This is a genomic window from Acididesulfobacillus acetoxydans (genome assembly GCF_902729405.1).
Lineage (GTDB): Bacteria > Bacillota > Desulfitobacteriia > Desulfitobacteriales > Desulfitobacteriaceae > Acididesulfobacillus > Acididesulfobacillus acetoxydans.
This window is the reverse complement of record NZ_LR746496.1, coordinates 685,830-710,317: the sequence shown is the minus strand read 5'-3', so window position 1 is coordinate 710,317 and position 24,488 is coordinate 685,830. Positions and strand designations below refer to the sequence as shown.

Here is a 24,488-nt window from a genome sequence, read left to right as displayed (position 1 = left end):
ATGGCACCTAAATTTGGAGATTTAAAACGCTATTGCGATAAAAATGGTTGGGTGATGCTTCGTAACACTGACCACTGGTATTATGAAAAAGTGCTGAGCGATGGGACTGTCCTAAGGACGAAAATTAGCCATGCTGTCAGTAAGGAAATTCCTAAGAATTTATGGGAAAAGATCCGACAAAAGCAACTTCAAATAAGCGAAACTACCTTTTGGGAAGGCCTCAAATAACGGCCCTGATTCAAAAGGTCTCTTTTTGCGCATTTAACATACTCCGATAGGGACTGGCTCAAAAGACCTAAAAAGCTTCCCTCTGTTTTGTCTAAGGCCGAGATTCTCTCTATCCTTGATCGCGTGGCTAATCCGAAGCACCCGGTTATTCTCTTGACCACCTACTCTTCGGGCCTACGTATTTCTGAAACCCTGAATCTCCGTATCGCAGACCTTGATTCCAAGAACATGATGATCCGGGTCCATCGTGGCAAGAACAACATAGATCGATTAACCGTCCTGTCCCTTGAAAATCTAAAAATGCTCAGAAGCTACGGGTCACTGTATAGACCTACAGACCTGCTTTTCCCTGGGCTAATTCCAGGGAAGCCCATAGCCGCCAGTGGTATCGAACAAAGTTTTCGACGGGCCAAAAAGAAAGCCGGCATCGCCAAACCCGCTACGGTCCATACCCTGCGGCATAGTTTTGCCACCCACCTTCTTGAATCACGTGTGGATCTACGTACGATTCAGATGCTTCTGGGGCACAGCGATATCTCGACGACGGCTCACGACATCCACCTCTCAACTCATCATCTGGCTTCCGTAAGAAGTCCTCTGGACGGACGTGATCCCAATGCCTAAATTATCTGAAGTGCGGCAAATGAATCATGCAAACCTTATGTGTTTCTAGATTTGTACCTCATTCAAGTTTGCCTTTTCCCCAGGAACCTATCTCAATTAGATTGTCTTCCGGGTCAAGTACATACGAAGTCCTCATTCCCCATGGCTCATTCCGTGGATAAACTACAGGTCTAGCTCCATAGTGAAGGACTCTTTCGAACTCTTTATCCACATCAGCAAAATCTGGCAAATCGATAGCCAATTCAAATGTGCCATTAATGCCATTCGGATATGATATTTCCGTTCCTAAATACTGAGCTAATTCCTTCCGCTCGTACATCATGAAACGAATTCCAGCATGTTCAAACTGGGCATATGGATCATTCCCATCCCAATCGATATTTACACTAAACACATTCCCATAGAACTCAACCAACGTCTTAAGGTCTTTAACAAAGATACCCAATCCACCAAACCTTAACTCCATACCTTCCAACCCCTTTCCACACAGACTAAACCGCTCAAGGTAACCTTATTTTCAAATTCCACAGTACTAAGAATTATTATTAAGACCGAGCATTTCAGATAACGTCCCGAGTATTGTCGAAGCGTCCCAACCACATTCATCTTTGCGAAGTTTTGGCGATACTCTGTTATGTAAAGTCGCGCACCCACAGATTCAGAGGCCGACAGGACGTCGGCCCCTAAATATCTGTTTATTATCTTGGAATAGTTACTTTGATTCCAGGCAAATAAACCTTTATTGGATTATCATCGCTAACATCAGAACTTGTATTATTAACTATTGGAGTTATATATTGCGCTAACTCTTTCTTTGCTGACTCTAATCTATCTATTAAAGTATATACGTCACTGGTATCTATAGTTATCGCACGCCCTTGAGACACATCAAAAGGAAGCTTATCTCCCTTTCGAATAATTTGAATTGCAGGCAATTGACATAAATGTCTAACCCCTAATTCATAAAAAACATTGGGATTATTAAACGAAAGATCAGCAATACACAGACGTGCCTTTACTAAATTTTCCAGTATTTGTTGTGTAATTAGGCCAGATTGTTCTATTTTGTCTGCTCTAATTACCGAAAAACCAAATACTTCCAGTACTGGCTGAATTAAATGTTTTAATATCATATCTGAATGTTTTCTTTCCGTAGAGCCTTCTTCTCCAATAGGACAAATTACAAAGCAAGTTTTATTCCATGTCTGTCCTTCTTGATTCTGAACCGGTTCTTCTATCTCATCATCAATACTCAAGCTGTCAGAATCTATAGGATTAATTTCTTCTTTCTTTTCACTTTTAGGTCCTGGTGTACTTTTATCTAAATCAATTATTTCTTTACCAGTTTTATCATCTGTTCTTTTAATACCAGTAAAATCTACATTTTTTAAAATTATCTCTTTTGCTTCCTCAACTCGTTCTCTTGGTATTCCCAATTTTGTTTCTAATAAATTGGTCAGATACGTTTCCTGGGGAATAGGATGTTTATTATATTCTGTGAAGAATTTACTAAATATGGTTGGCGTAAGTATCGCTTTAACTTTGGCCTCACTATCTTCATCGTAATACGTTGGCGCAACTATCTTTCTACCAGTTTCCGATAAGCTATATTCATTATTTTCATGCTTAATTATAATTCCATAGCCTTCAGCGCCCCATATCATATATTTTGTCTTGGTTGTTCTAGGGCTTGAATTTAATAACCTTGCTATATTGTTAAATGTTGCTGTCCCATTTGCAACATTATCATACATTGCACTTGCAACAGGAATTGCCTCTTCTAACGGAACACGCGGTAAATCTTTAAGAGATACAACCACGCGTTTTGGCTTTCTTTTGTTTTTTCCTCTTCTTTGTGTTGTCCTTCTTTGTGCTCATTTACTTCGTCAAGATCCTGATCAACTTGATTCTCAACATTTTCATTCATAAAAATCTCCTCCAAATTTAATTTCAGCAATATATTATCTACCGCCACACGATGTGGCGCTCCGTGCGCGATTTTATATAACGTCTTGCGGGTTCCCGAAGTCTGGTTATTAACTCTCAGATTTTGGGAATACGCTGTTATCGGAAGTGTCCAGCTACAAAGAATATCTTAAAAAACACTCTCTAATTAGATTGCCCTGAAAAACTAAGCAAACTCTGTGCAAAAATCCCTCGAAACAAAAAGGAATTCACTAGGATTTTGTGGAAATTTAGAAGTGACCAAACAACGAAACTCCACAACCACCCTTTAGAGAATTCCTCGTTCCTGTGGTTCTCCAAAGGGACATGAAAATCCTTTTTTGGGGGGCAAAAAATGTTACGACTTCGCAACGAACAGCTTACAATTTGGGACTCCATTTTGCCGAAGGAAGTGCTGGAACTAAGCCCAGAACTCAAGACGGTTGATCGTCTCTTGGATGATGAGCGATTTATGGAGCCCTTTCTCTCTCACTGGAATATTCGTATTGGCCGACCAACTGTTCCGGTGGAAACTTATCTCCGTCTAATGTTTCTCAAATTCTGTTATGGATTTGGCTATGAAACACTTGTTAGCGAAGTCAGTGACAGTATCAAATGGCGGCGGTTCTGCCGCGTTGATCTCGATGCCTTAGTGCCGCACAGTACGACATTGATCAAGCTGAGCCAGAAATACGGGGACGAAATCATTGAGGATCTGAACAAAAAACTTGTTACTAAGGCGAGTCAGGAACAGATGACACGGAACCGGCGGCTGCGTACGGACACTACAGTAACCGAATCCAATGTTCACTACCCAACGGATGCCCATCTGCTGGCGGATGCAGTAAAAACCATAACCCGACAGGCGAACCGCCTTTGCGATCAAGTGAGTGGCACAGTTCCTAAGATGAGGAATCGTTTTCGTTCAACGAAAAAACGGATACTGGAAATCGGCAAGACCTTGAAACGGCGAAGCCATGAGGCGGTACAGGAGGTTCGCAACATCACGGATAAGCTTGTGGATAAAGCGATTGAGACGATTTCCGATGCCCATCGGATAATGGATAAAGTTGAAGAGACTTGGGGCGAGCAAATAAGCCCAGCTCTAAAAAATACGATCGAGAAATTGGACAAGCTCATTCATACCACGGACAAGATTGTCAATCAAACGCTTCAGGTGAACAGCGGAAAAACACACATCCCGCAACGGGTAATTAGATTGCCCTGAAAAAGTAGGTTTGCAAACCGTCCCTTGACCGACCCCCTGGGATCGGAATACATCAGTATGAATCCCCGGCATTGTAGAGGGGTATTCCTTGCCATTTCCTAATTCATGGCGGCCAATCTTCTTAAATTGTAGGTCAGTATGCCAAATCCCACCCAGATGCTAACTCCGCGGTGTCCTCTGAGCAGACTCCTCCCCAGGCCATATTTACGTTTCAAGATGCTAATGGTTCCTTCTCCACCAGCACGCCATGCTTGCAGACGTCGAAACCATCTTTGCCTTTCATGGGTTTGTCGCTTCTGAGTTTTCTTGCCCTTCTTTGGGATGGATATTCGTTTTATCCCCAGTTCGGTTAAAGCTGCTTCATTCTTACCACTGCTGTAACCACGGTCAGTGGCAACAGCGTAAGGGATCCGCCCAGTGTTTTCGATGTGGCGTCTCACGGTGCCCAAGAGCAAACTTTCATCGCTGGGGTTGCCTATATGGATTTTGTAATCCGTAACCAGACGGTCTTCATTCTCTGTGATTTCGGTCTTATAGCCAAATTCCGTCGGGCTCTTCAACTTGCCCTTCTGGATAGGCCTCGCGTCAGGATCATAGAGGCTAATTACCCGTTGCGGGATGTGTGTTTTTCCGCTGTTCACCTGAAGCGTTTGATTGACAATCTTGTCCGTGGTATGAATGAGCTTGTCCAATTTCTCGATCGTATTTTTTAGAGCTGGGCTTATTTGCTCGCCCCAAGTCTCTTCAACTTTATCCATTATCCGATGGGCATCGGAAATCGTCTCAATCGCTTTATCCACAAGCTTATCCGTGATGTTGCGAACCTCCTGTACCGCCTCATGGCTTCGCCGTTTCAAGGTCTTGCCGATTTCCAGTATCCGTTTTTTCGTTGAACGAAAACGATTCCTCATCTTAGGAACTGTGCCACTCACTTGATCGCAAAGGCGGTTCGCCTGTCGGGTTATGGTTTTTACTGCATCCGCCAGCAGATGGGCATCCGTTGGGTAGTGAACATTGGATTCGGTTACTGTAGTGTCCGTACGCAGCCGCCGGTTCCGTGTCATCTGTTCCTGACTCGCCTTAGTAACAAGTTTTTTGTTCAGATCCTCAATGATTTCGTCCCCGTATTTCTGGCTCAGCTTGATCAATGTCGTACTGTGCGGCACTAAGGCATCGAGATCAACGCGGCAGAACCGCCGCCATTTGATACTGTCACTGACTTCGCTAACAAGTGTTTCATAGCCAAATCCATAACAGAATTTGAGAAACATTAGACGGAGATAAGTTTCCACCGGAACAGTTGGTCGGCCAATACGAATATTCCAGTGAGAGAGAAAGGGCTCCATAAATCGCTCATCATCCAAGAGACGATCAACCGTCTTGAGTTCTGGGCTTAGTTCCAGCACTTCCTTCGGCAAAATGGAGTCCCAAATTGTAAGCTGTTCGTTGCGAAGTCGTAACATTTTTTGCCCCCCAAAAAAGGATTTTCATGTCCCTTTGGAGAACCACAGGAACGAGGAATTCTCTAAAGGGTGGTTGTGGAGTTTCGTTGTTTGGTCACTTCTAAATTTCCACAAAATCCTAGTGAATTCCTTTTTGTTTCGAGGGATTTTTGCACAGAGTTTGCTTAGTTTTTCAGGGCAATCTAATTAGCCTCTATGATCCTGACGCGAGGCCTATCCAGAAGGGCAAGTTGAAGAGCCCGACGGAATTTGGCTATAAGACCGAAATCACAGAGAATGAAGACCGTCTGGTTACGGATTACAAAATCCATATAGGCAACCCCAGCGATGAAAGTTTGCTCTTGGGCACCGTGAGACGCCACATCGAAAACACTGGGCGGATCCCTTACGCTGTTGCCACTGACCGTGGTTACAGCAGTGGTAAGAATGAAGCAGCTTTAACCGAACTGGGGATAAAACGAATATCCATCCCAAAGAAGGGCAAGAAAACTCAGAAGCGACAAACCCATGAAAGGCAAAGATGGTTTCGACGTCTGCAAGCATGGCGTGCTGGTGGAGAAGGAACCATTAGCATCTTGAAACGTAAATATGGCCTGGGGAGGAGTCTGCTCAGAGGACACCGCGGAGTTAGCATCTGGGTGGGATTTGGCATACTGACCTACAATTTAAGAAGATTGGCCGCCATGAATTAGGAAATGGCAAGGAATACCCCTCTACAATGCCGGGGATTCATACTGATGTATTCCGATCCCAGGGGGTCGGTCAAGGGACGGTTTGCAAACCTACTTTTTCAGGGCAATCTAGTTAGTGATGTTCTTGGTTTGGACAGTGCCGACTCTAATAAGTTAATTCAAGTTCTTATAGACCAAGGTTTCGTTGAGCGAATGACTGATCCCACAGGCGAAGTTCAATATATAAATACAATAAAAGGCAACGCTTTGAGTATGGCTTCAGCTGCAAAGCCAATATCTCGTGTAACGGCAGAGAAGAAATTGGAAGAGTTCCTTAATCGGGTACGACAAGTTAATGGTAATCCAGACTACTGCTATTTTGTAAAATGACATTGATTTAGCTGTCGAACTCGTAAATAAAGAGGATTTTCATAGAAGGCATAGAGACAGGGTAAACAAGGCGTTAAAAGAGGGTCGCCGTTTTCCGAACGTAGTTGCTCAGGCTTATTGGCCCAAAGAAGAGGTTTTACGTTTTCTAAAAGCTAGGTCAAGAGTTTTTAGTATACATGATATGGATGATCAAATCCTTCACAAAGTAACAAGTAAGGTTATTTACGAACAACCATAGGGAAACTTTTGAAGGGTGGCAACGTCACATAACAGAGTGTTTGCGACGCTTTGCCAATATGCAAGCGGGTTGGGACGCGTCGCAAACACTCAGGACGTTATGTATAATTCGCTTGCATGTTATGAATCGGGGTCTGTTTGGATGAAGAAAATCATTGTCATTGGGTCAAGTGGATATTTAGGGACAGCTATTACAGATTTGGCAAGTCGAACTTACCCAGTGATTGCCACATATCGCACCACCCCTTGTCCAGTTTACAATAGCAACACGGGTCATGTTCGTGTAGATTTTGAAGATCAACAGAGCGTTATCGTTATACTACGGCTGATTCAAAAAACTGATATAGTGATTGTTGCATCAAATGTTGAATATGGCTCACTGAACAAAACAATTCTCTGCAATTACCATGGCATGCTATACACTTTGCAGAGAGATAGAATCAAAACTATCTTTATCTCATCAGATGCAGTTTTTGATGGGAAGGAAGATAAATACGCTGAGGACAGTGTTCCTAATCCAATTACCGATTATGGAAAGCAGAAATTTAAGTCGGAGAGGATTATCGGCGAGCGTCAGAATGTAATCATTCGTACCAGTTATATATACGGCAGTAACCGATACGTAGTAGACAAAAGGTTTTGGGAAATTGAAAATGCAGCGGAAAATGACAGCACGATCAATAAGGCATCAAATCTAATTCGAAATCCAATTCACGTTGTAGATCTAGCGAAGGTTATTCTACTACTGAAAGAAAAGACTGGAATATTCCACGTTGCTGGACCAAGGATGTCAGCATATACGTTTTACCATTTTCTTGCGAAAGAGGCAGGAATTATCGTTGATATTAAGGAAGTAATGCTAAAACAAGAACAGGCGAACGAAATTCCTCTAAACACAAACTTAGTTTCCAATAAGCTTCGTAATTTGGGAATCCATATACCGAGCGTGAAAGAGAATAGTGGAAGAATTTATCCCGGGTCGACGGCGAACTACACATAACACGGTATTAGCGACACTTTGTAATGCTATTGGGTGAAAAGACGCATCGTTAATACCTGAACGTTATCTGCAATGCCTAGGTCTTATTTGTTTTGGATAGGGATATGTGAATGCTCAATTTGAAATCTTATCTTCTATAGTTTAGAGAATATTAATAAAGGAGTGGTTAATCGTGAGGAGATGGTTTATAGGTGTGTTCATTCTTCTTTTCTTCTCCTTACCTTCTCAAGTCTTGGCAGCAGAACAATCACCTACAGTTTCAATTCAACGCATTTATGGCCAAGACCGTTATCAAACAGCCACAGCAATTGCAGATCAACTGGCAAAGCAATTTGGTATCAATTATTCGATGGGTCAAAAGTTCCAAGCAGTTGTCTTAGCGTCAGGTAACAATTGGCCAGATGCGGTATCAGGAACAGCCTTGGCTAATGTTAATAAAGCACCGATACTATTACTGGATAAAACTACTGATGCCCAGGGGAGTCAAGAGACCTTTAAGTATGTTCATCAACACGTTAGTGCTAGTGGAAAAGTATTTATACTTGGTGGAACAGGAGTAGTGCCAATAGAATTTACACAATATCTTATTAGTATGGGATTTTCCCCTTCCAATGTTCAGCAAATAGGCGGAATTGATAGAGCAGAAACATCCTTTATGATAGCCAAAACGTTGAACATTCATAATTTTTTTCTTGTCTCCGACCAGAATTTTTATGATGCATTGTCAGTAGCTCCGCATGTATCATCGAATCAAGATCGAACCCTATTACTAGTATCAAGTTCTGGTTTAACTGTGAAAGGTGAAAAGGAATATTTAGATGGTTGCTCTGACGTTATAACCGTAGGTGATTTGAGTAACAGTATAGCTTCAATTTACCCTAGGGCATATAACCCGTATGCGATTGGTATTAATGGATCGGAGTATGAAACAAATGCTCGCATGGTGGGCAGCGGGTTTGAAACAGCATTTATCGCTACTGGCGAAGATTATCCAGATGCCCTAACGGGCTCTGTATTAGCAGGAAGTATAGGTGGGTATCAAGGATCACCCATAATATTTGTAAAGCATGATTCTGTTGCACAGGAATCAGTACATGCATTGGAATATATTAAGACGGAACCAGACGGAGGCAGCCTTAGGCATGTAATTGTACTTGGAGGAACAGGGGCTGTAAGTGATAATGCAGTCAAGCAGGCCATTTACCTAATAACAGGGATTACAGTGCCTTAACTATGGCTATTAAAAGAATATATATAAGTAAGAAATATGATAAGTGAAATGTGAGGGTATTCTTAATCGGCACTGCAGATAACAGCGTATTCCCAACACCTGGTAATATGCATGTGAAATGGCGCGTCGGGAATACGCGAAACGTTATCTGAAACTGCTGGGTTTGTTAAAGATGATTAAGCTGAGATTTTTAAGATGATTAAGAGGAGTTGTTGCAATGATGGATGAAATAGTGAAGGAGCTTACCCTTTTGCTCATGTACCTAACTTCATGGAAGGAAGATGTGGGTTTTGCTCAAGCAAGGCGTACATGGAAAGGATATCCTTTCGAGACAATCAACAAGTTAACAGATGAGGAATTGATATCAGGTAGCCAGCGCTCAAAGTCGGTGTATTTGACAGATGAAGGGGTTAAATTGGCTGAACAATTAGGAAAGAAATATTTGAACGAAGAGATAAAGCTCTAAGCTTGATTTTTATCTATCGATGAGGAGAAGATGAATGACTAGAATTTCGATTAAAGAATATGCCAAGAAGCACATTAAGTGTAATCCCGATGAGAATCTTAAGGATGTAATATCAAGACTAAAGGATGCCGTTGAAAGAAAGAATTCAGGGGCTACATGTAGCATATGTGGAGCATCAATTTGGGCAGTTGGATCTGCGGTTGGTGGATTTGAAGGCTGCTTCACTTGTATTACTGGAGAACATGACGATTCCGAGGATTATGAGGTTTTTTTGTGATTGTATTCCTTTGCCGCAGCATCAGATAACAGCGTATTCCCAAAATCTGAGAGGATATGAATGCAGTAACCAGACTCCGGGAACACGCGAACCGTTATACGACATGCCTGGGTTATTAATTAGATTGCCCTGAAAAACTAAGCAAACTCTGTGCAAAAATCCCTCGAAACAAAAAGGAATTCACTAGGATTTTGTGGAAATTTAGAAGTGACCAAACAACGAAACTCCACAACCACCCTTTAGAGAATTCCTCGTTCCTGTGGTTCTCCAAAGGGACATGAAAATCCTTTTTTGGGGGGCAAAAAATGTTACGACTTCGCAACGAACAGCTTACAATTTGGGACTCCATTTTGCCGAAGGAAGTGCTGGAACTAAGCCCAGAACTCAAGACGGTTGATCGTCTCTTGGATGATGAGCGATTTATGGAGCCCTTTCTCTCTCACTGGAATATTCGTATTGGCCGACCAACTGTTCCGGTGGAAACTTATCTCCGTCTAATGTTTCTCAAATTCTGTTATGGATTTGGCTATGAAACACTTGTTAGCGAAGTCAGTGACAGTATCAAATGGCGGCGGTTCTGCCGCGTTGATCTCGATGCCTTAGTGCCGCACAGTACGACATTGATCAAGCTGAGCCAGAAATACGGGGACGAAATCATTGAGGATCTGAACAAAAAACTTGTTACTAAGGCGAGTCAGGAACAGATGACACGGAACCGGCGGCTGCGTACGGACACTACAGTAACCGAATCCAATGTTCACTACCCAACGGATGCCCATCTGCTGGCGGATGCAGTAAAAACCATAACCCGACAGGCGAACCGCCTTTGCGATCAAGTGAGTGGCACAGTTCCTAAGATGAGGAATCGTTTTCGTTCAACGAAAAAACGGATACTGGAAATCGGCAAGACCTTGAAACGGCGAAGCCATGAGGCGGTACAGGAGGTTCGCAACATCACGGATAAGCTTGTGGATAAAGCGATTGAGACGATTTCCGATGCCCATCGGATAATGGATAAAGTTGAAGAGACTTGGGGCGAGCAAATAAGCCCAGCTCTAAAAAATACGATCGAGAAATTGGACAAGCTCATTCATACCACGGACAAGATTGTCAATCAAACGCTTCAGGTGAACAGCGGAAAAACACACATCCCGCAACGGGTAATTAGCCTCTATGATCCTGACGCGAGGCCTATCCAGAAGGGCAAGTTGAAGAACCCGACGGAATTTGGCTATAAGACCGAAATCACAGAGAATGAAGACCGTCTGGTTACGGATTACAAAATCCATATAGGCAACCCCAGCGATGAAAGTTTGCTCTTGGGCACCGTGAGACGCCACATCGAAAACACTGGGCGGATCCCTTACGCTGTTGCCACTGACCGTGGTTACAGCAGTGGTAAGAATGAAGCAGCTTTAACCGAACTGGGGATAAAACGAATATCCATCCCAAAGAAGGGCAAGAAAACTCAGAAGCGACAAACCCATGAAAGGCAAAGATGGTTTCGACGTCTGCAAGCATGGCGTGCTGGTGGAGAAGGAACCATTAGCATCTTGAAACGTAAATATGGCCTGGGGAGGAGTCTGCTCAGAGGACACCGCGGAGTTAGCATCTGGGTGGGATTTGGCATACTGACCTACAATTTAAGAAAATTGGCCGCCATGAATTAGGAAATGGCAAGGAATACCCCTCTACAATGCCGGGGATTCATACTGATGTATTCCGATCCCAGGGGGTCGGTCAAGGGACGGTTTGCAAACCTACTTTTTCAGGGCAATCTAACTAAAGTCTCGTTCCAAGGACCCCATGAGCCACGCTTCATTAACTGTCTCACCTTTAATATGGATTGTCCCCCAAGCACATCGTTTTTGTCAATTCTCACCAGTAATACAGCTCCTTCAGAATGAATGGCACATAAAGTTCTTGCACAAAATTTTATCCACAAACAACTATCATGCAATGTCACATAACGGTTCGCGTGTTCCCGGAGTCTGGTTACTGCATTCATATCCTCTCAGATTTTGGGAATACGCTGTTATCTGATGCTGCGGCAAAGGAATACAATCACAAAAAAACCTCATAATCCTCGGAATCGTCATGTTCTCCAGTAATACAAGTGAAGCAGCCTTCAAATCCACCAACCGCAGATCCAACTGCCCAAATTGATGCTCCACATATGCTACATGTAGCCCCTGAATTCTTTCTTTCAACGGCATCCTTTAGTCTTGATATTACATCCTTAAGATTCTCATCGGGATTACACTTAATGTGCTTCTTGGCATATTCTTTAATCGAAATTCTAGTCATTCATCTTCTCCTCATCGATAGATAAAAATCAAGCTTAGAGCTTTATCTCTTCGTTCAAATATTTCTTTCCTAATTGTTCAGCCAATTTAACCCCTTCATCTGTCAAATACACCGACTTTGAGCGCTGGCTACCTGATATCAATTCCTCATCTGTTAACTTGTTGATTGTCTCGAAAGGATATCCTTTCCATGTACGCCTTGCTTGAGCAAAACCCACATCTTCCTTCCATGAAGTTAGGTACATGAGCAAAAGGGTAAGCTCCTTCACTATTTCATCCATCATTGCAACAACTCCTCTTAATCATCTTAAAAATCTCAGCTTAATCATCTTTAACAAACCCAGCAGTTTCAGATAACGTCCTGAGTGTTTGCGACGCGTCCCAACCCGCTTGCATATTGGCAAAGCGTCGCAAACACTCTGTTATGTGACGTTGCCACCCTTCAAAAGTTTCCCTATGGTTGTTCGTAAATAACCTTACTTGTTACTTTGTGAAGGATTTGATCATCCATATCATGTATACTAAAAACTCTTGACCTAGCTTTTAGAAAACGTAAAACCTCTTCTTTGGGCCAATAAGCCTGAGCAACTACGTTCGGAAAACGGCGACCCTCTTTTAACGCCTTGTTTACCCTGTCTCTATGCCTTCTATGAAAATCCTCTTTATTTACGAGTTCGACAGCTAAATCAATGTCATTAACCTCATTTGCCTCAGTCAGTAAGCTACCAAATAATAATACTTTCTTTACAAAATAGCAGTAGTCTGGATTACCATTAACTTGTCGTACCCGATTAAGGAACTCTTCCAATTTCTTCTCTGCCGTTACACGAGATATTGGCTTTGCAGCTGAAGCCATACTCAAAGCGTTGCCTTTTATTGTATTTATATATTGAACTTCGCCTGTGGGATCAGTCATTCGCTCAACGAAACCTTGGTCTATAAGAACTTGAATTAACTTATTAGAGTCGGCACTGTCCAAACCAAGAACATCACTAACTAAAGTCTCGTTCCAAGGACCCCATGAGCCACGCTTCATTAACTGTCTCACCTTTAATATGGATTGTCCCCCAAGCACATCGTTTTTGTCAATTCTCACCAGTAATACAGCTCCTTCAGAATGAATGGCACATAAAGTTCTTGCACAAAATTTTATCCACAAACAACTATCATGCAATGTCACATAACGTTCAGGTATTAACGATGCGTCTTTTCACCCAATAGCATTACAAAGTGTCGCTAATACCGTGTTATGTGTAGTTCGCCGTCGACCCGGGATAAATTCTTCCACTATTCTCTTTCACGCTCGGTATATGGATTCCCAAATTACGAAGCTTATTGGAAACTAAGTTTGTGTTTAGAGGAATTTCGTTCGCCTGTTCTTGTTTTAGCATTACTTCCTTAATATCAACGATAATTCCTGCCTCTTTCGCAAGAAAATGGTAAAACGTATATGCTGACATCCTTGGTCCAGCAACATGGAATATTCCAGTCTTTTCTTTCAGTAGTAGAATAACCTTCGCTAGATCTACAACGTGAATTGGATTTCGAATTAGATTTGATGCCTTATTGATCGTGCTGTCATTTTCCGCTGCATTTTCAATTTCCCAAAACCTTTTGTCTACTACGTATCGGTTACTGCCGTATATATAACTGGTACGAATGATTACATTCTGACGCTCGCCGATAATCCTCTCCGACTTAAATTTCTGCTTTCCATAATCGGTAATTGGATTAGGAACACTGTCCTCAGCGTATTTATCTTCCTTCCCATCAAAAACTGCATCTGATGAGATAAAGATAGTTTTGATTCTATCTCTCTGCAAAGTGTATAGCATGCCATGGTAATTGCAGAGAATTGTTTTGTTCAGTGAGCCATATTCAACATTTGATGCAACAATCACTATATCAGTTTTTTGAATCAGCCGTAGTATAACGATAACGCTCTGTTGATCTTCAAAATCTACACGAACATGACCCGTGTTGCTATTGTAAACTGGACAAGGGGTGGTGCGATATGTGGCAATCACTGGGTAAGTTCGACTTGCCAAATCTGTAATAGCTGTCCCTAAATATCCACTTGACCCAATGACAATGATTTTCTTCATCCAAACAGACCCCGATTCATAACATGCAAGCGAATTATACATAACGTTAATTTAGCGAAATTCGTTAAATATTTGTCGGCAGGATTATATGCGAATGGTATTTCATATATACCGCCTTTGCCTACCCATCGAGATTCAAGCTGTCTAACGGACTTCGGATACGGCCGATGTCTTTCTGACTAACATGTGTATAGATTTCTGTCGTCTTGGAATTTTTGTGTCCCAGGAGCTCCTGGATATATCTTAGATCAGTCCCCGCTTCGAGCAAGTGGGTTGCGAACGAATGCCTCAGGGAATGGATCGACACATCTTTTTTGATTTCGGCTTTTTTACAGGCTGTCTCAAAAATCTTCTGGGCGGAGCGCTCGGTAAGGTGCGTTCCAGCCTGTTCCCCTGGGAACAGCCAATCAGATGGATTGTACTGCCTCATATAGATTCGTAGGACGTCGACTGCAGTCTTTGATAGAATCGTATATCTGTCTTTTCTTCCTTTGCCCTGTCTCACATGGATGAGCATACGTTGGACATCGATATCCTTGATTCGGATGCTCACTACTTCACTGACCCTTAGACCCGCTGAGTAGGTCAGTGCCAGGATGGCTTTATGTTTGGAATTGCTTACTTGCTTAAGGACGTTTTGTACTTCTTCCCGACTCAAGACATCGGGTAGTTTCTGCTCTCTCTTTGGTCTTGGCAACCGCAAGTTAGCCACGCTCTGCATTTGTTCCGTGTCCCTGAAGAGGTGTTTTATTGCGCTGATTGCCTGGTTCACGTATGAACTTGATCGTTCCCCATGTTCGAGCAAATGAAGGAGATACTTTTCGATATCTTTCTGATCAATGTCCACAGGCAGTTTCTTTGTAAAAACGAGGAATCGTTCCGCATGGCCCTTGTAGGCCTCTATCGTTTGGCTACTGTAACCCCGGAGGGTAAGTGCCGACTCCGTTTCATCGAGAAGGCGTTTTAACCGGGACAGCCCTTCTGGTCCCAGGAATGGGGCATCCGTCCAATTCAGATCGATGGACGGGTCAAATCTTACCTCTTCGTCGGCAAACGCTTTTACAAGACGTTCCACCGCATCTTCGGTAAAAGGCATTTCCCAGTACTTTCCCAAGGGGTTCCATCGTCTGGTTACTTGCTTCACTTTTTTCACCCTCGCCGGACTGTACTCGAAGGTTATTATAAGATTTTCGTCATTCCCCTTATTGACCTGAATAGCCACACAATCACGCCCCATATGATTTCTCACCGTCACCGGTACACCCCTGTAGCACACACCTGCACAACTTGGTCCATTTTTTCTGGGCTTGTCAGAAATAAACCATCAGGTCATGGCAACCCCCCCCCAGTGAGATTGGTGAGACAGTAAATCTGGCTATATTAAGCCGGCTTACTCTCTACGGGTTTTTATGGGCTTGCAAGTGACGTTCCCAACAGGGTAAATGCAACAAAAGAAAGGTCTAAAGGGACTAGATCGATTGACGTCATAAAGTCACCTGCCTCTTGGCTTCTTGGCGGCGGCTACGGGAAATGCGGTCAAATTCCTTCTTTAGCTTTAATGCCATGGTAGCCCCTATTATATACCTTTTTTACCATTATAGGAACTTACTTCTGCTTATCCATAGAAATCTTCCCGACAGAACTTCTCATTTCCCGCCCGAGAAGCGGATCCGCAAGCGGGAGACTCTGGGAGTACGAAAATACCGGTTGGAGTGCGAAAGTGCCGGACTTCTTAGCGACCTCTTTATGACTTTTTAAGATGGCTTAGAGCAAGTTGGGTGAACGCCGCGGTTTTAGTCTTGATTCTAGTTCTTGATTTTGGTCTTGATTTTGCTCTTGGCCTTGGTTCTGGTCTTGGTCTTGGTCTGGGACATTGGTCTTGTCTTGCGTCTCGGTTTTGCTCTTGCGCCAAGGCATCCTTCTTACCCCATCTCCAGCCTGACTCTGCTGCCCGCTCCGCCGGGCCTGGCGGGGATGACGATGATGCGGCGGGCGAGACGGTGACGCAGCTCGGGGACGTGGCTGATGATGCCGATGGTCAGGTTTTGCAGGCGGAGCTTCTCCAAAGTGGTCATAACGATTTCCAGGAGTTCCGTATCCAGAGTACCAAACCCTTCGTCCAGGAAGAAAAATTCCAAGGGAACTTCGCCACGTAATTGGATTTGTGAGGAAAGCGCCAAAGCTAAGGCCAGCGAGGTGAGAAAAGTTTCGCCGCCGGACAGACTGTTTACTGGGCGGCGGTAACCGCCGTTGGCATCATCCCGAACTACAAAACCTCCTTCGGAATCGACTTCCAGGGCGTAGCGGTAGTTTGTCAGCTGCGCCAAACGTTCAGAGGCGTCGTACGCCACGTGAATCAGTTGTTCTTCGGCGATGAATTCCACGAATGTATTGCCTTTCAAGATGTTCTGGAGCTCTTTCTGCAAAGCGAGATGGTGACTCAAAGATTTTCTCTGCTTATCCAGGGTCTCCCATTGCGCCTGCTTTTCTTTGAGCTGCAGAAAAGTGTTCTGCAGTACCCCCCGCCGCTCCATCGCCTCATTATGGACCCTGCCCGCATCTTTCAACCTAACGGGCCAGGCCAGCCATTCCGCAGGGGAAATACTCCGTCCTTCCAGTCGGGCCTCGATTTGGCTTTGGTTTTCTTTGAGAAAAGATTCTTCCTGTTGAAAGGTCTTGATTTCCTCTGTCATTTGCCGGCGTTCCTGCTCATTGCAGAGACTGGCTTCGGCCGCGGCGGCGCTGACGAATCCGGCTAGACGGAGTCCTTGGCTCAATTTGACCTCGGTCTCCTTTAAGCCCTGCTCTTTCAGGTCCACTTCCTTACTGACCGCGGCTTGATCCTGTTCGGCCCGGTTCTGCCGGGTCTGGGCTCCTTCCAATGCCTTTTTGCTTTCCTCCTCCAAGCGCTTCAGTTCTGCCAGCTTAGCCCCTTCCGCCCCGGCCAGGGAGACTGCCGGTTCGCCTCCCGTCACCTCGCGCAGCCTGCCCTCGTCAATATCCAAGGCCTTCTTCAACTCACGCCCGCTGATGGCCAGCTCCTGCAGGTTCAGTTCCCGCTGGTTCCCTTCCTCTTGCATCTCTTGCTGCTTTTCTGTCAGAGCCTTGATCTCGACCTCAGCCCCGGCCAAACTCCTGTTAATCTGCTCTGCTTCCGAATCCCATTCGGCATAGGTCTTCTGCAAGTTTGCGATATCCTCCAGGTGTATGTCACCCCGGGCTGCATCCAGCTCCTTTTGTTTCCGGTCCAACTCTTCTCTCAGTCCGGCTAACCGTTCCAATGAATCTTTTACCGCCCGAGTCGCCGCGGCATAATGGACCTGGGCCCGGCCGGTTTCCTCCTGGGCCCGGGCGGAGGTCGACTGCGCTTTCTCCAGCTTTTCTTGCGTATCATTCTTCGTTTGACGCCAACGCAGCAGTGCGGCGCGTTCCTTCTCCAAGCCGGTCAGTTTCGCCTCGAGTTCGTTCCGCAGCCCTGTCAGGCTCTTGTCCCGGTCTCCCTCGGGTAAAAGTTCTCTCAGCTCAGCAACGCCGGCGGCTTTCAGCCGGAGAGAAATCTTTTGGTCTTCCAACTGATCAAGCAAGGTCTGGGCTTGGGCTCTTTCGACGGCTAAACGCGTCTCAATCGTCCTGACCCGCTCTTCCCACTTCGTCCGTGTTTCTTTGGCCTCTTCCAGAGTCGTTCGCGCCCGCACGACTTCCTCCGCGGCCGGGGCCTGTGCCGGCAGGGGATGATGCTCCGACCCGCACACGGGGCAAGATTTCCCCTCTACTAGCTCCTGTGCCAGGATACCTGCGAGATTTTTGGTCTCCAGGGTCTTCAGTAAACCGGCCTGATTCGCTTCTTCTGCGCCGGCCTCTTCCTTATGCCTGAGTGCCCCGGCGCACTCCCTCTCCAAGGCCTCTAATCTTTCACCGCGCCCCAGAGAGTCCGCCAAACCCAACTCGAGTCTTTCTTTCTCTTCCCTCAATTCCTTTTCCGCTTGTTCGATTTTGTCCAGCCGAGCCTTGAATCGTTCATATACCACGGCCCTCGTGGCGAGAGTCTCTTCATCTCCCGGGGGATGGTCCTGCAAGTCCAACAAAGCTTCTTTTAAACCGTCGCTTTCGGCCAGGGCTTTTTCTGCCAAGCTCTTTTTGCGGCTCACTTCACCTTGCCAAGTCTCTTCTTCCGCTTGGTTGCGGGCACAATCCTTTTCCAAACTGCCAATTTGGCCGGAAAGCACTTGCAGCACATCCAGAGCTTGGGCCAAGGCATTAACTTTAACACGTTGGAGCGACGGCACTTGAATATCCGCCAGGCGTTTTTTCTTTGCTTCCCAAGACATTTTGACTTCCCGCAACTTGCCAGCCACCGCCTCGAGATTCCCCGCCCATTCCTCTTTCTTCTTGGCCTCGGAACTGTAGCGGTTCCGCAAATTCCCCAACAGATTCTTTCTCTCCGCAATCTCCTTTTCCAACTGGATCGCCTGTTCTAAACGTTCCAGCCGGCGCAAGATCCCCGGTTCCCGGCTTAACCGCTCCTCGTTCGCTTTTTGCCAAACCCCGGCTGCTTTTTCCCGATCAAGCTCAGCCTCACGCAAACGGGCTTTCAGCTCGCTTTCTTTTCTCCTTGCCTCCCGTTGTGCTTCTTCCGCCTGTTTCAAGGCGATCAGCAACGGTCTCAGGCTTTCGGCGGCCTCAGCCAGGCCCAATCGTTTCTGCCTGTCCGCTACAGCGCTGCGCCGGGCTTCCCAGGCCTTCTTTCGCTCTCCGTTCTGGCGCAGTTCCTCCTGAAGATCCCAAATTTCTTTCGCCGTTTCATAGAGCGAGCGCAGGGTCGCGAGCTGCTGCTCCGCTCCGGCCGCGACGATTATCGCTTCGTTGTACTCCGTCTCCGCCTGGCGCAGGCGCTCCGCGGAAGCGTCCCCCAATCCCTGTTGTTCTTTTTCGACGCCATGCAGGTCGAATTCTGTCTGCTTCAACTGTTCCGTTAAACGGGTACTTAACCCTTTGCCGTAGGCCTCCAGGGCAAACAGCCTCTCCAGCATTTCGCGCCGTTCCCGCGGTTTAATGGTCAGAAACTCGGCAAATTTACCCTGAGGTAAAACCACCGCCCGTGTAAAGTCTTCCGAGTTTAGCCCCAAGATCCCCTCCAGGGCTTTGGTCATTTCTTTTTCCTTCGCCGCGAGCACTTTTTCTTGCCCGCAATTTTCCTCGACTAAACGGCAAACAGAGGCGGTGACAGTTCTCTCCCCAGAGCGCTTGTAGGATCGTTCCGCCCGGTAGTTTTTACGCCGTTTACCCTCTCCTAGGGAGAACGTATACTTTACACTCAACCGTTCTGCCCCGTGATTCAAAATTCCTTGGGTATGATTGGCCGCCCGTTCAACGGTTCCGTACAAAGCGAGCGTGATGGCGTCCAATATGCTCGACTTGCCGCTGCCTGTGGGGCCGAAAATGCCAAACACGCCGGTCTCGCTTAGTTGATCGAAAGCCACAACCTGCGTTTCGCTAAAACTATTCAAACCCGTAATTTCTAAACGAACTGGCCTCATGCGCTCTCCCCCTCCTCCCCTTTGCTTCCTCTCCCGTCATTGCGCTCCAGTAAGGACAAGAACAGACGAACGAGTTCGTCCCCCGGCTCCGCCCCACCCGACCTTTCCCGGTAGAAGCGGCGGAACAGCTCATCAATCGGCAGACCGGCCCGTCCCAACGCCGCCGACTTTTCCAAGGCCGGGAAAACAGGCCGGATATTAACGATCCGTTCCCGCAGGCGGCGCAAATCCTGAACCTCCTTGGGGCTGAGGGGATTGGTCAGGCAGATTTCCAGGTCAATCCAGGCCTGCGGATCTCTTTTTTCCTCAATCCAGCGGTAGACTTGGGCCAGCCCCTCTTTCGCCTTCCACCTGACCAAAGGATAGCCGGCATTGAGGACGATTTCCCTCAGGGCAGCCGCCCGCCCCGGGCACACCTCAAGCAAAATGACGGATTTTGCCTGTCCTGCCTCGGAAAAGCTGTACGCCAGTGGAGCTCCCGAGTAGCGGGCCGGCCCCGGAGCGCTTTTAACGGCTTGCGCCCGGTGCAAATGACCGAGAGCGATATAGTCTGCCCCCGCAGGCAAAGCACCGGGTTCCACCGCCGGAGCGCTCCCCAACTGGATAGGGCGTTCCGAATCAGATTCCAGTCCGCCCCGGACAAAGAGGTGACTGAGGGCCAAATTAACGCTGTCCTGCCGGAACTTGGCCGCCAACCTGCCAAAAAGCAGAGAAATCCTCTGCGAATACTCCCGCCGCAAAACTTCCTCATCGAGTGAAGCGCTTAAGACTTCATTGAGACGCGACTCGGACGGGTAAGGAAGCATAGCAACGACCGCCGTCTCCCGGCAACCGGGTACTCCGAGTTCGACCCAACCCTGGCCCGCGGCAGGCCTGCTCACCCGCTTCTCGGATAGGGTCAGACTGGGGGCAAGAGTCTCTTTCGGTTCTCCCAACAAAACGATGCCATGGCGCCCAGCCAGAGGACTGGCCGCACACAGCCGTTCTGGGTTATCATGGTTGCCGGCAATTGCGACCACCGCCCTCTTGCCCCCGCGCGCCAGACGGTCCAGCGCTTCATAGTAAAACTCTTCAGCCCAGGCCGGTGGATTGACCGTATCAAACACATCTCCGGCGATCAGCACCAGATCAACCTTTTCGTCTTCAGTGATTTCACAAAGTTCGTCAATAAACTTTTCCTGCTCTTCCTGGCGACTGCGCCCTTCCAGCTGGCGCCCCAGATGCCAGTCTGAGGTATGTAAGATCCGCAATGACAGCACTTCCCTTCTTGGAGATCAATTTCTATTATAGGTGATCCGCGGGACAAAATCCTGAGCACTTGCCGCTGATTCTAACGGAACAAAACAAAGCTTCTTTTCTTATCCGGACTCTCCGGCCCCGTGCTTGCCCAGCGCTCAGCATAAACTTCCCGCTTCCGGGGAACATCTAACCTGAAGGCGGAAACATCTCTGACTTTGACCGTGAGGGAGGTAAAGATATGACTGATGAACCTGGAAAAAGAGACGCGCTGAGCGACGGGAAAGGCCTTCCCAGAAGGCGCTTCCTCAAGACCGGCATCGCCGGCATCAGCGGAGTGCTGGGAATCGCTTACCTTGGCCTCATCGGCAGGTACTTAACACCCCCTGCCATCGGTTCCGACCCTTTGCTGCCCGTGGGCAAGACGACCGAGTTCTCCCTAGACACACCCAAACTTGTCGTTTACAAATACGGCGGTATCGAACAGGGTGTATATGTGATCAATACGAGTGACGAAGGCTGGATCGCCTTGGATTTTCACTGTACTCATCTCCAGTGTGCCGTGAACTGGATCCCCGCCATAAAAAAGTTCGCCTGTCCTTGCCATGGGGGAGTTTATGACATGAAGGGGCACGTCCTGGGAGGACCCCCACCGCGTCCTTTATATCGACGGATCATCCGGGTCCAAGGCAATTCGGTTATAGTCGGCGGGAGGTTAGCATAATGGGACGTTGGTTGGATGAACGCTTGCAATTCAGTGACCTGCTTCGGTCCGTTTTTGAACACCCGATTCCCAAGCCCAGTAATTTTCTCGATTATCTGGGGTTTGCCACCTTGTTCGCTTTTGCCAGTCAGGCTATCACCGGCATCTTATTGGCGACAGCCTACATTCCCTCGGCAGCTGAGGCCTATAATAGCATCAAGGCACTACAGGCCGTGACCTTGGGCTCCTACGTGCGTTCCCTGCATTCCTGGGGAGCAAACTTCATGGTGGTGCTGGTCTTTCTCCATCTGCTCAGGGTATTCTACGAAGGAGCCTACAAAAAACCCCGTGAGCTGACTTGGATTATGGGGGTCATCCTCTTCCTTGCCACCCTAGGGCTGGCGTTCACCGGTTACCTGCTGCCCTGGAACCAAGAGGGCTACTGGGCCACGACTGTAGGCAGCGCTATGCCGGGGTACATACCCCTAATCGGAGAATATATCCTCAGAATCATGCGCAACGGTCTGGAAGTGACCGGAGCCACTTTGACGCGCTTTTACGCAGTCCATATGCTCGTCCTGCCCCTTATTATACTCCTCGCCTTCACACCTCACTTTTTCTTTGTCTTGCGCCAAGGCATGTCGGTCGCCGACAAACTCGAAGCAGCCAAGCAGCGCGGCGAAGATATTGAAGCAAAGTCCATCCCTTTCTACCCCAACGTGGCCTTGCGCATGATCTTACTGGTTCTCGTCGTAGCAGCCGCTTTGTGGATTTTGGCGGGCGTATATCCTAAATCCCTGGGAAGCCCCGCCGATCCCTTGAACCGGAACCATTATGTGCCCACCCCGGCCTGGTATTTCTTTGGCGTTTACCAGGCGCTCAAGTATTTTCCCGGCCGCTTGGACGTGATCGCCATGGTTGGCTTGCCTTTCCTCCTGCTCATCGTCTTGTTCGGGCTTCCCTGGATCGACCGCAACCCTTCCCGCAGTCCCCGCAAACGCCCCCTCGCTCTCAGTATCGCCGCGGTTCTGGTAGTGGGCTTGAGCTTCTTAACTTATCAGGGAATCCGTTCAGTACCAAAACCCCTGCCGACGACCGGCGTCATAGCCGCCCCCAGTTATAAAGCCGATATCGATCCTATTTTTCAAAGCCGCTGCGTTGGCTGCCACGGCCAAAGTGGCGGATATTCCTTAGACACGTACGCGAATGTTATGAAGAAAAATGTCGTTCCAGGCCATCCAAACGCTTCCCTCCTGGTCAAACGCATCGAGGGAAAAGTGGCGCCGCAAATGCCCCTCGGACTGCAACCCTTGAGCAAAGATCAAATTCAGACCGTCAAAAACTGGATTAAGGCCGGTGCCAAAAATAATTAACCAAAAACCATTGGCTCATCGGGCGTACGCCGCGACGGTCTCCACTGCAGACTGTCGCGGCGAGCGTGTGCACTCCGGCACCCATCTTCATACTCTGATAGTACTGCCTTAGCGGCATCGGGGTCTACCCCGAAAACTAATTTTCAGCCATTATTCGCGTTGCCGCACAGACGTCTGACATACCCTAGGAAACCCCCAATATTATTTTCTGTGTTGACCTAAGCACTCTGTTAAAAGTGAGCGTCTGCAATGCCAAAGGAAGCCTCCCCCGTGTTCCCGACACGGCGGAAGGCTTCCTTACTCACTGGCTCATATCCGGCTCTTAATTCGTCATATGAAAGGGCGCCTTAACTCATGACTGAAGCCGCGAGCGTGCGGGCACTGTCCATCAATGGAAATCGCCGGGTTCACTGGAAGCGCTGAAATTCAAGTTGGTAACCGGAGCGCCGGCCTTCACCTTCTGAATGTATTTGAAACCTTGGCTAGCATGACAGCTGTTACAATTCGAAATGACGTCGTTATATGCTGTCTTAAAAGCTGAGAAATCTTTACTGTTCAACGCTTTGTCCAGCGGTGAACCCGCCGCCAGATTGGCCTTGTCAAACGAAGCCCAGAGACTGTACAGCTGTGGTTTGGTAATTTGCGTCGGACTCATAAAATTGTTAGCCAAGTCAGCCATATATTTTGCTAAAGCCCAGTTGCCCCCTTTGGCCGCATAGTACACGTTATCAAACGAATCGGACACGCCTTTCATTTGCGTGCTAAATCTCGGTATCGCTTTGGCAACAATGTTGTTAACCTTATTTGTTAAGTCTGCTGTGCCGGTCGAAGCCGGATTCGGCGCGGTCTGGCTGCAGCCGGCGGTTAGCAGCAGGAGCGAAACGAATGTAACCGCGGCCCGGACGAACATTTTTTTCATGTACATTTTCCTCCTTAGTGATTACTCTAAACGCCACTGTTCTAGGTTTTGCCCTAAGGGGCGGAAATATGCACAGACTGAAACCCGCAAAAAACGGCAAGTATTTTATGAATTAAGAATTATGGCGGACCCTTCCGCCGGAGGTCGAATCAGAAGTCCGAGGCCGGAGGTCAGATGTCGGAACTTGGACTCCGCTACGGCAAAAAGGACTACAAGTTTCCTTGTAGTCCTTTTCTTTACCTGGCAACGTCCTACTTTCCCAGGGGACTGCTCCCCAAGTATCATCAGCCCTGGAGGTCTTAACTTCCGAGTTCGGGATGGGATCGGGTGGAACCCCTCCGGTAAAGTCACCAGATCTTGAGATGAACTGACTTTTTCAAGCCATGCTCTCTCAAAACTGCACAGATTCTTCTCTTTACTGTCTTTTGGATTTCGCCTCAGATTCAGAGTTCGTTTGAGCCCCCTCTGAATCTCTTTACCTTTTTGTGGCCTTACCGATATTCTTCTTCCCTTCGGTTCTGACGTTCTTTTCGAACCCCGAACCTCGAAT

22 protein-coding genes, 1 rRNA gene and 2 pseudogenes are annotated in these 24,488 nt (G+C 47.0%); 12 read left to right on the top strand and 13 right to left on the bottom strand.

Going from position 1 to position 24,488, the window contains the following annotated elements:
• Both MNU25_RS03140 and MNU25_RS03135 read left to right on the top strand, forming a co-directional pair.
• A complete protein-coding gene (locus MNU25_RS03140; RefSeq protein WP_240983738.1) occupies positions 1–228 on the top strand; it encodes a hypothetical protein in 228 nt (75 codons plus the stop codon).
• A gap of 87 nt (positions 229–315) precedes the next feature.
• Positions 316–852: a tyrosine-type recombinase/integrase gene (locus tag MNU25_RS03135; RefSeq protein WP_261486025.1), complete on the top strand. Its 537-nt coding sequence runs from the start codon at positions 316–318 to the stop codon at positions 850–852.
• 58 nt (positions 853–910) lie between these two features.
• Here MNU25_RS03135 and MNU25_RS03130 read toward each other — a convergent pair whose 3' ends face one another.
• The 3 genes from MNU25_RS03130 to MNU25_RS03120 all read right to left on the bottom strand — a co-directional run bounded on the left by MNU25_RS03130 (position 911) and on the right by MNU25_RS03120 (position 2,779).
• Entirely contained in the window at positions 911–1,318 is a 408-nt protein-coding gene (locus tag MNU25_RS03130; protein WP_240983737.1) for a VOC family protein, read from the bottom strand.
• A gap of 232 nt (positions 1,319–1,550) precedes the next feature.
• Positions 1,551–2,672, bottom strand: a complete 1,122-nt coding sequence (locus MNU25_RS03125) for a hypothetical protein (protein ID WP_240983736.1) — start codon at positions 2,670–2,672, stop codon at positions 1,551–1,553.
• The gene (locus tag MNU25_RS03120) at positions 2,633–2,779 is read right to left on the bottom strand and encodes a hypothetical protein (RefSeq protein ID WP_240983735.1); all 147 of its coding nucleotides are present in this window, start codon (positions 2,777–2,779) and stop codon (positions 2,633–2,635) included. Before MNU25_RS03120 ends, MNU25_RS03125 begins: the two co-directional genes overlap by 40 nt.
• A gap of 372 nt (positions 2,780–3,151) precedes the next feature.
• On the opposite strand from MNU25_RS03120, the pseudogene MNU25_RS03115 reads away from it, so the two are divergent.
• Positions 3,152–4,018 (top strand): annotated as a pseudogene (locus MNU25_RS03115) (transposase); the annotation flags it as partial.
• Positions 4,019–4,122: 104 nt separating this feature from the next.
• Here the strand turns inward: MNU25_RS03115 and MNU25_RS03110 are convergent.
• Positions 4,123–5,487, bottom strand: coding sequence for an ISNCY family transposase (locus MNU25_RS03110; RefSeq protein ID WP_240983734.1), 1,365 nt, complete (start codon positions 5,485–5,487; stop codon positions 4,123–4,125).
• A 182-nt stretch (positions 5,488–5,669) separates the two neighbouring features.
• Here MNU25_RS03110 and MNU25_RS03105 point away from each other — a divergent pair.
• The 7 genes and pseudogenes from MNU25_RS03105 to MNU25_RS03075 form a co-directional block, all read left to right on the top strand.
• Positions 5,670–6,179, top strand: a pseudogene (locus MNU25_RS03105) (transposase); the annotation flags it as partial.
• A gap of 45 nt (positions 6,180–6,224) precedes the next feature.
• Positions 6,225–6,548, top strand: coding sequence for a hypothetical protein (locus MNU25_RS03100; protein ID WP_240983733.1), 324 nt, complete (start codon positions 6,225–6,227; stop codon positions 6,546–6,548).
• A 379-nt stretch (positions 6,549–6,927) separates the two neighbouring features.
• A complete protein-coding gene (locus MNU25_RS03095; protein WP_240983727.1) occupies positions 6,928–7,785 on the top strand; it encodes an SDR family oxidoreductase in 858 nt (285 codons plus the stop codon).
• A gap of 172 nt (positions 7,786–7,957) precedes the next feature.
• The gene (locus MNU25_RS03090; protein WP_240983732.1) at positions 7,958–9,016 is read left to right on the top strand and encodes a cell wall-binding repeat-containing protein; all 1,059 of its coding nucleotides are present in this window, start codon (positions 7,958–7,960) and stop codon (positions 9,014–9,016) included.
• Between the two features lie 217 nt (positions 9,017–9,233).
• Positions 9,234–9,482 (top strand): DUF6429 family protein, encoded by a 249-nt coding sequence (locus MNU25_RS03085; RefSeq protein ID WP_240983729.1) that lies wholly within the window; start codon positions 9,234–9,236, stop codon positions 9,480–9,482.
• Positions 9,483–9,516: 34 nt separating this feature from the next.
• Positions 9,517–9,759 (top strand): hypothetical protein, encoded by a 243-nt coding sequence (locus MNU25_RS03080; RefSeq protein WP_240983730.1) that lies wholly within the window; start codon positions 9,517–9,519, stop codon positions 9,757–9,759.
• Between the two features lie 305 nt (positions 9,760–10,064).
• Positions 10,065–11,429 carry an ISNCY family transposase gene (locus tag MNU25_RS03075; protein WP_240983731.1) on the top strand — a complete coding sequence of 455 codons (1,365 nt, stop codon included), beginning with the start codon at positions 10,065–10,067 and terminating at the stop codon, positions 11,427–11,429.
• A gap of 394 nt (positions 11,430–11,823) precedes the next feature.
• Here the strand turns inward: MNU25_RS03075 and MNU25_RS03070 are convergent, their stop codons facing one another.
• From MNU25_RS03070 to MNU25_RS03040, 7 genes are all read right to left on the bottom strand, one after another.
• Positions 11,824–12,066 (bottom strand): hypothetical protein, encoded by a 243-nt coding sequence (locus MNU25_RS03070; protein WP_240983730.1) that lies wholly within the window; start codon positions 12,064–12,066, stop codon positions 11,824–11,826.
• A 34-nt stretch (positions 12,067–12,100) separates the two neighbouring features.
• Positions 12,101–12,349, bottom strand: a complete 249-nt coding sequence (locus tag MNU25_RS03065) for a DUF6429 family protein (protein WP_240983729.1) — start codon at positions 12,347–12,349, stop codon at positions 12,101–12,103.
• A gap of 170 nt (positions 12,350–12,519) precedes the next feature.
• Positions 12,520–13,161: a nucleotidyltransferase domain-containing protein gene (locus MNU25_RS03060; protein WP_240983728.1), complete on the bottom strand. Its 642-nt coding sequence runs from the start codon at positions 13,159–13,161 to the stop codon at positions 12,520–12,522.
• Positions 13,162–13,312: 151 nt separating this feature from the next.
• On the bottom strand, positions 13,313–14,170 hold the full coding sequence (locus MNU25_RS03055) for an SDR family oxidoreductase (protein ID WP_240983727.1): 858 nt from the start codon (positions 14,168–14,170) through the stop codon (positions 13,313–13,315).
• 121 nt (positions 14,171–14,291) lie between these two features.
• Positions 14,292–15,425 carry a site-specific tyrosine recombinase/integron integrase gene (gene xerA / locus MNU25_RS03050; protein ID WP_240983726.1) on the bottom strand — a complete coding sequence of 378 codons (1,134 nt, stop codon included), beginning with the start codon at positions 15,423–15,425 and terminating at the stop codon, positions 14,292–14,294.
• Positions 15,426–16,092: 667 nt separating this feature from the next.
• Complete coding sequence (locus tag MNU25_RS03045; protein WP_240983725.1) at positions 16,093–19,707, bottom strand: SbcC/MukB-like Walker B domain-containing protein; 3,615 nt, start codon at positions 19,705–19,707, stop codon at positions 16,093–16,095.
• Positions 19,704–20,966, bottom strand: a complete 1,263-nt coding sequence (locus tag MNU25_RS03040) for a metallophosphoesterase family protein (protein WP_306425011.1) — start codon at positions 20,964–20,966, stop codon at positions 19,704–19,706. The genes MNU25_RS03045 and MNU25_RS03040 overlap by 4 nt, the downstream gene beginning before the upstream one ends.
• Before the next feature lie 218 nt (positions 20,967–21,184).
• Between MNU25_RS03040 and MNU25_RS03035 the strand changes: the two genes are divergently transcribed.
• Positions 21,185–21,667 carry a QcrA and Rieske domain-containing protein gene (locus tag MNU25_RS03035; RefSeq protein ID WP_240983723.1) on the top strand — a complete coding sequence of 161 codons (483 nt, stop codon included), beginning with the start codon at positions 21,185–21,187 and terminating at the stop codon, positions 21,665–21,667.
• Positions 21,667–23,019 (top strand): cytochrome b N-terminal domain-containing protein, encoded by a 1,353-nt coding sequence (locus MNU25_RS03030; protein WP_240983722.1) that lies wholly within the window; start codon positions 21,667–21,669, stop codon positions 23,017–23,019. Before MNU25_RS03035 ends, MNU25_RS03030 begins: the two co-directional genes overlap by 1 nt.
• A gap of 388 nt (positions 23,020–23,407) precedes the next feature.
• Here MNU25_RS03030 and MNU25_RS03025 read toward each other — a convergent pair whose 3' ends face one another.
• Entirely contained in the window at positions 23,408–23,938 is a 531-nt protein-coding gene (locus MNU25_RS03025) for a hypothetical protein (protein WP_240983721.1), read from the bottom strand.
• Positions 23,939–24,176: 238 nt separating this feature from the next.
• Positions 24,177–24,293 (bottom strand): 5S ribosomal RNA (gene rrf / locus MNU25_RS03020).
• Positions 24,294–24,488: the final 195 nt, after the last annotated feature.

Excerpts from the sequence above, each read along its gene's own strand:
- MNU25_RS03095 (WP_240983727.1), top strand. The coding sequence starts at position 6,928 with ATGAAGAAAATCATTGTCATTGGGTCAAGTGGATATTTAGGGACAGCT.
- MNU25_RS03045 (WP_240983725.1), bottom strand. The coding sequence starts at position 19,707 with ATGAGGCCAGTTCGTTTAGAAATTACGGGTTTGAATAGTTTTAGCGAA.
- MNU25_RS03075 (WP_240983731.1), top strand. The coding sequence starts at position 10,065 with ATGTTACGACTTCGCAACGAACAGCTTACAATTTGGGACTCCATTTTG.
- MNU25_RS03100 (WP_240983733.1), top strand. The coding sequence starts at position 6,225 with ATGTATTCCGATCCCAGGGGGTCGGTCAAGGGACGGTTTGCAAACCTA.
- MNU25_RS03035 (WP_240983723.1), top strand. The coding sequence starts at position 21,185 with ATGACTGATGAACCTGGAAAAAGAGACGCGCTGAGCGACGGGAAAGGC.
- MNU25_RS03025 (WP_240983721.1), bottom strand. The coding sequence starts at position 23,938 with ATGAAAAAAATGTTCGTCCGGGCCGCGGTTACATTCGTTTCGCTCCTG.
- MNU25_RS03080 (WP_240983730.1), top strand. The coding sequence starts at position 9,517 with ATGACTAGAATTTCGATTAAAGAATATGCCAAGAAGCACATTAAGTGT.
- MNU25_RS03130 (WP_240983737.1), bottom strand. The coding sequence starts at position 1,318 with ATGGAGTTAAGGTTTGGTGGATTGGGTATCTTTGTTAAAGACCTTAAG.
- MNU25_RS03085 (WP_240983729.1), top strand. The coding sequence starts at position 9,234 with ATGATGGATGAAATAGTGAAGGAGCTTACCCTTTTGCTCATGTACCTA.
- MNU25_RS03070 (WP_240983730.1), bottom strand. The coding sequence starts at position 12,066 with ATGACTAGAATTTCGATTAAAGAATATGCCAAGAAGCACATTAAGTGT.
- MNU25_RS03030 (WP_240983722.1), top strand. The coding sequence starts at position 21,667 with ATGGGACGTTGGTTGGATGAACGCTTGCAATTCAGTGACCTGCTTCGG.
- MNU25_RS03140 (WP_240983738.1), top strand. The coding sequence starts at position 1 with ATGGCACCTAAATTTGGAGATTTAAAACGCTATTGCGATAAAAATGGT.
- MNU25_RS03110 (WP_240983734.1), bottom strand. The coding sequence starts at position 5,487 with ATGTTACGACTTCGCAACGAACAGCTTACAATTTGGGACTCCATTTTG.
- MNU25_RS03065 (WP_240983729.1), bottom strand. The coding sequence starts at position 12,349 with ATGATGGATGAAATAGTGAAGGAGCTTACCCTTTTGCTCATGTACCTA.
- MNU25_RS03055 (WP_240983727.1), bottom strand. The coding sequence starts at position 14,170 with ATGAAGAAAATCATTGTCATTGGGTCAAGTGGATATTTAGGGACAGCT.
- MNU25_RS03120 (WP_240983735.1), bottom strand. The coding sequence starts at position 2,779 with ATGAATGAAAATGTTGAGAATCAAGTTGATCAGGATCTTGACGAAGTA.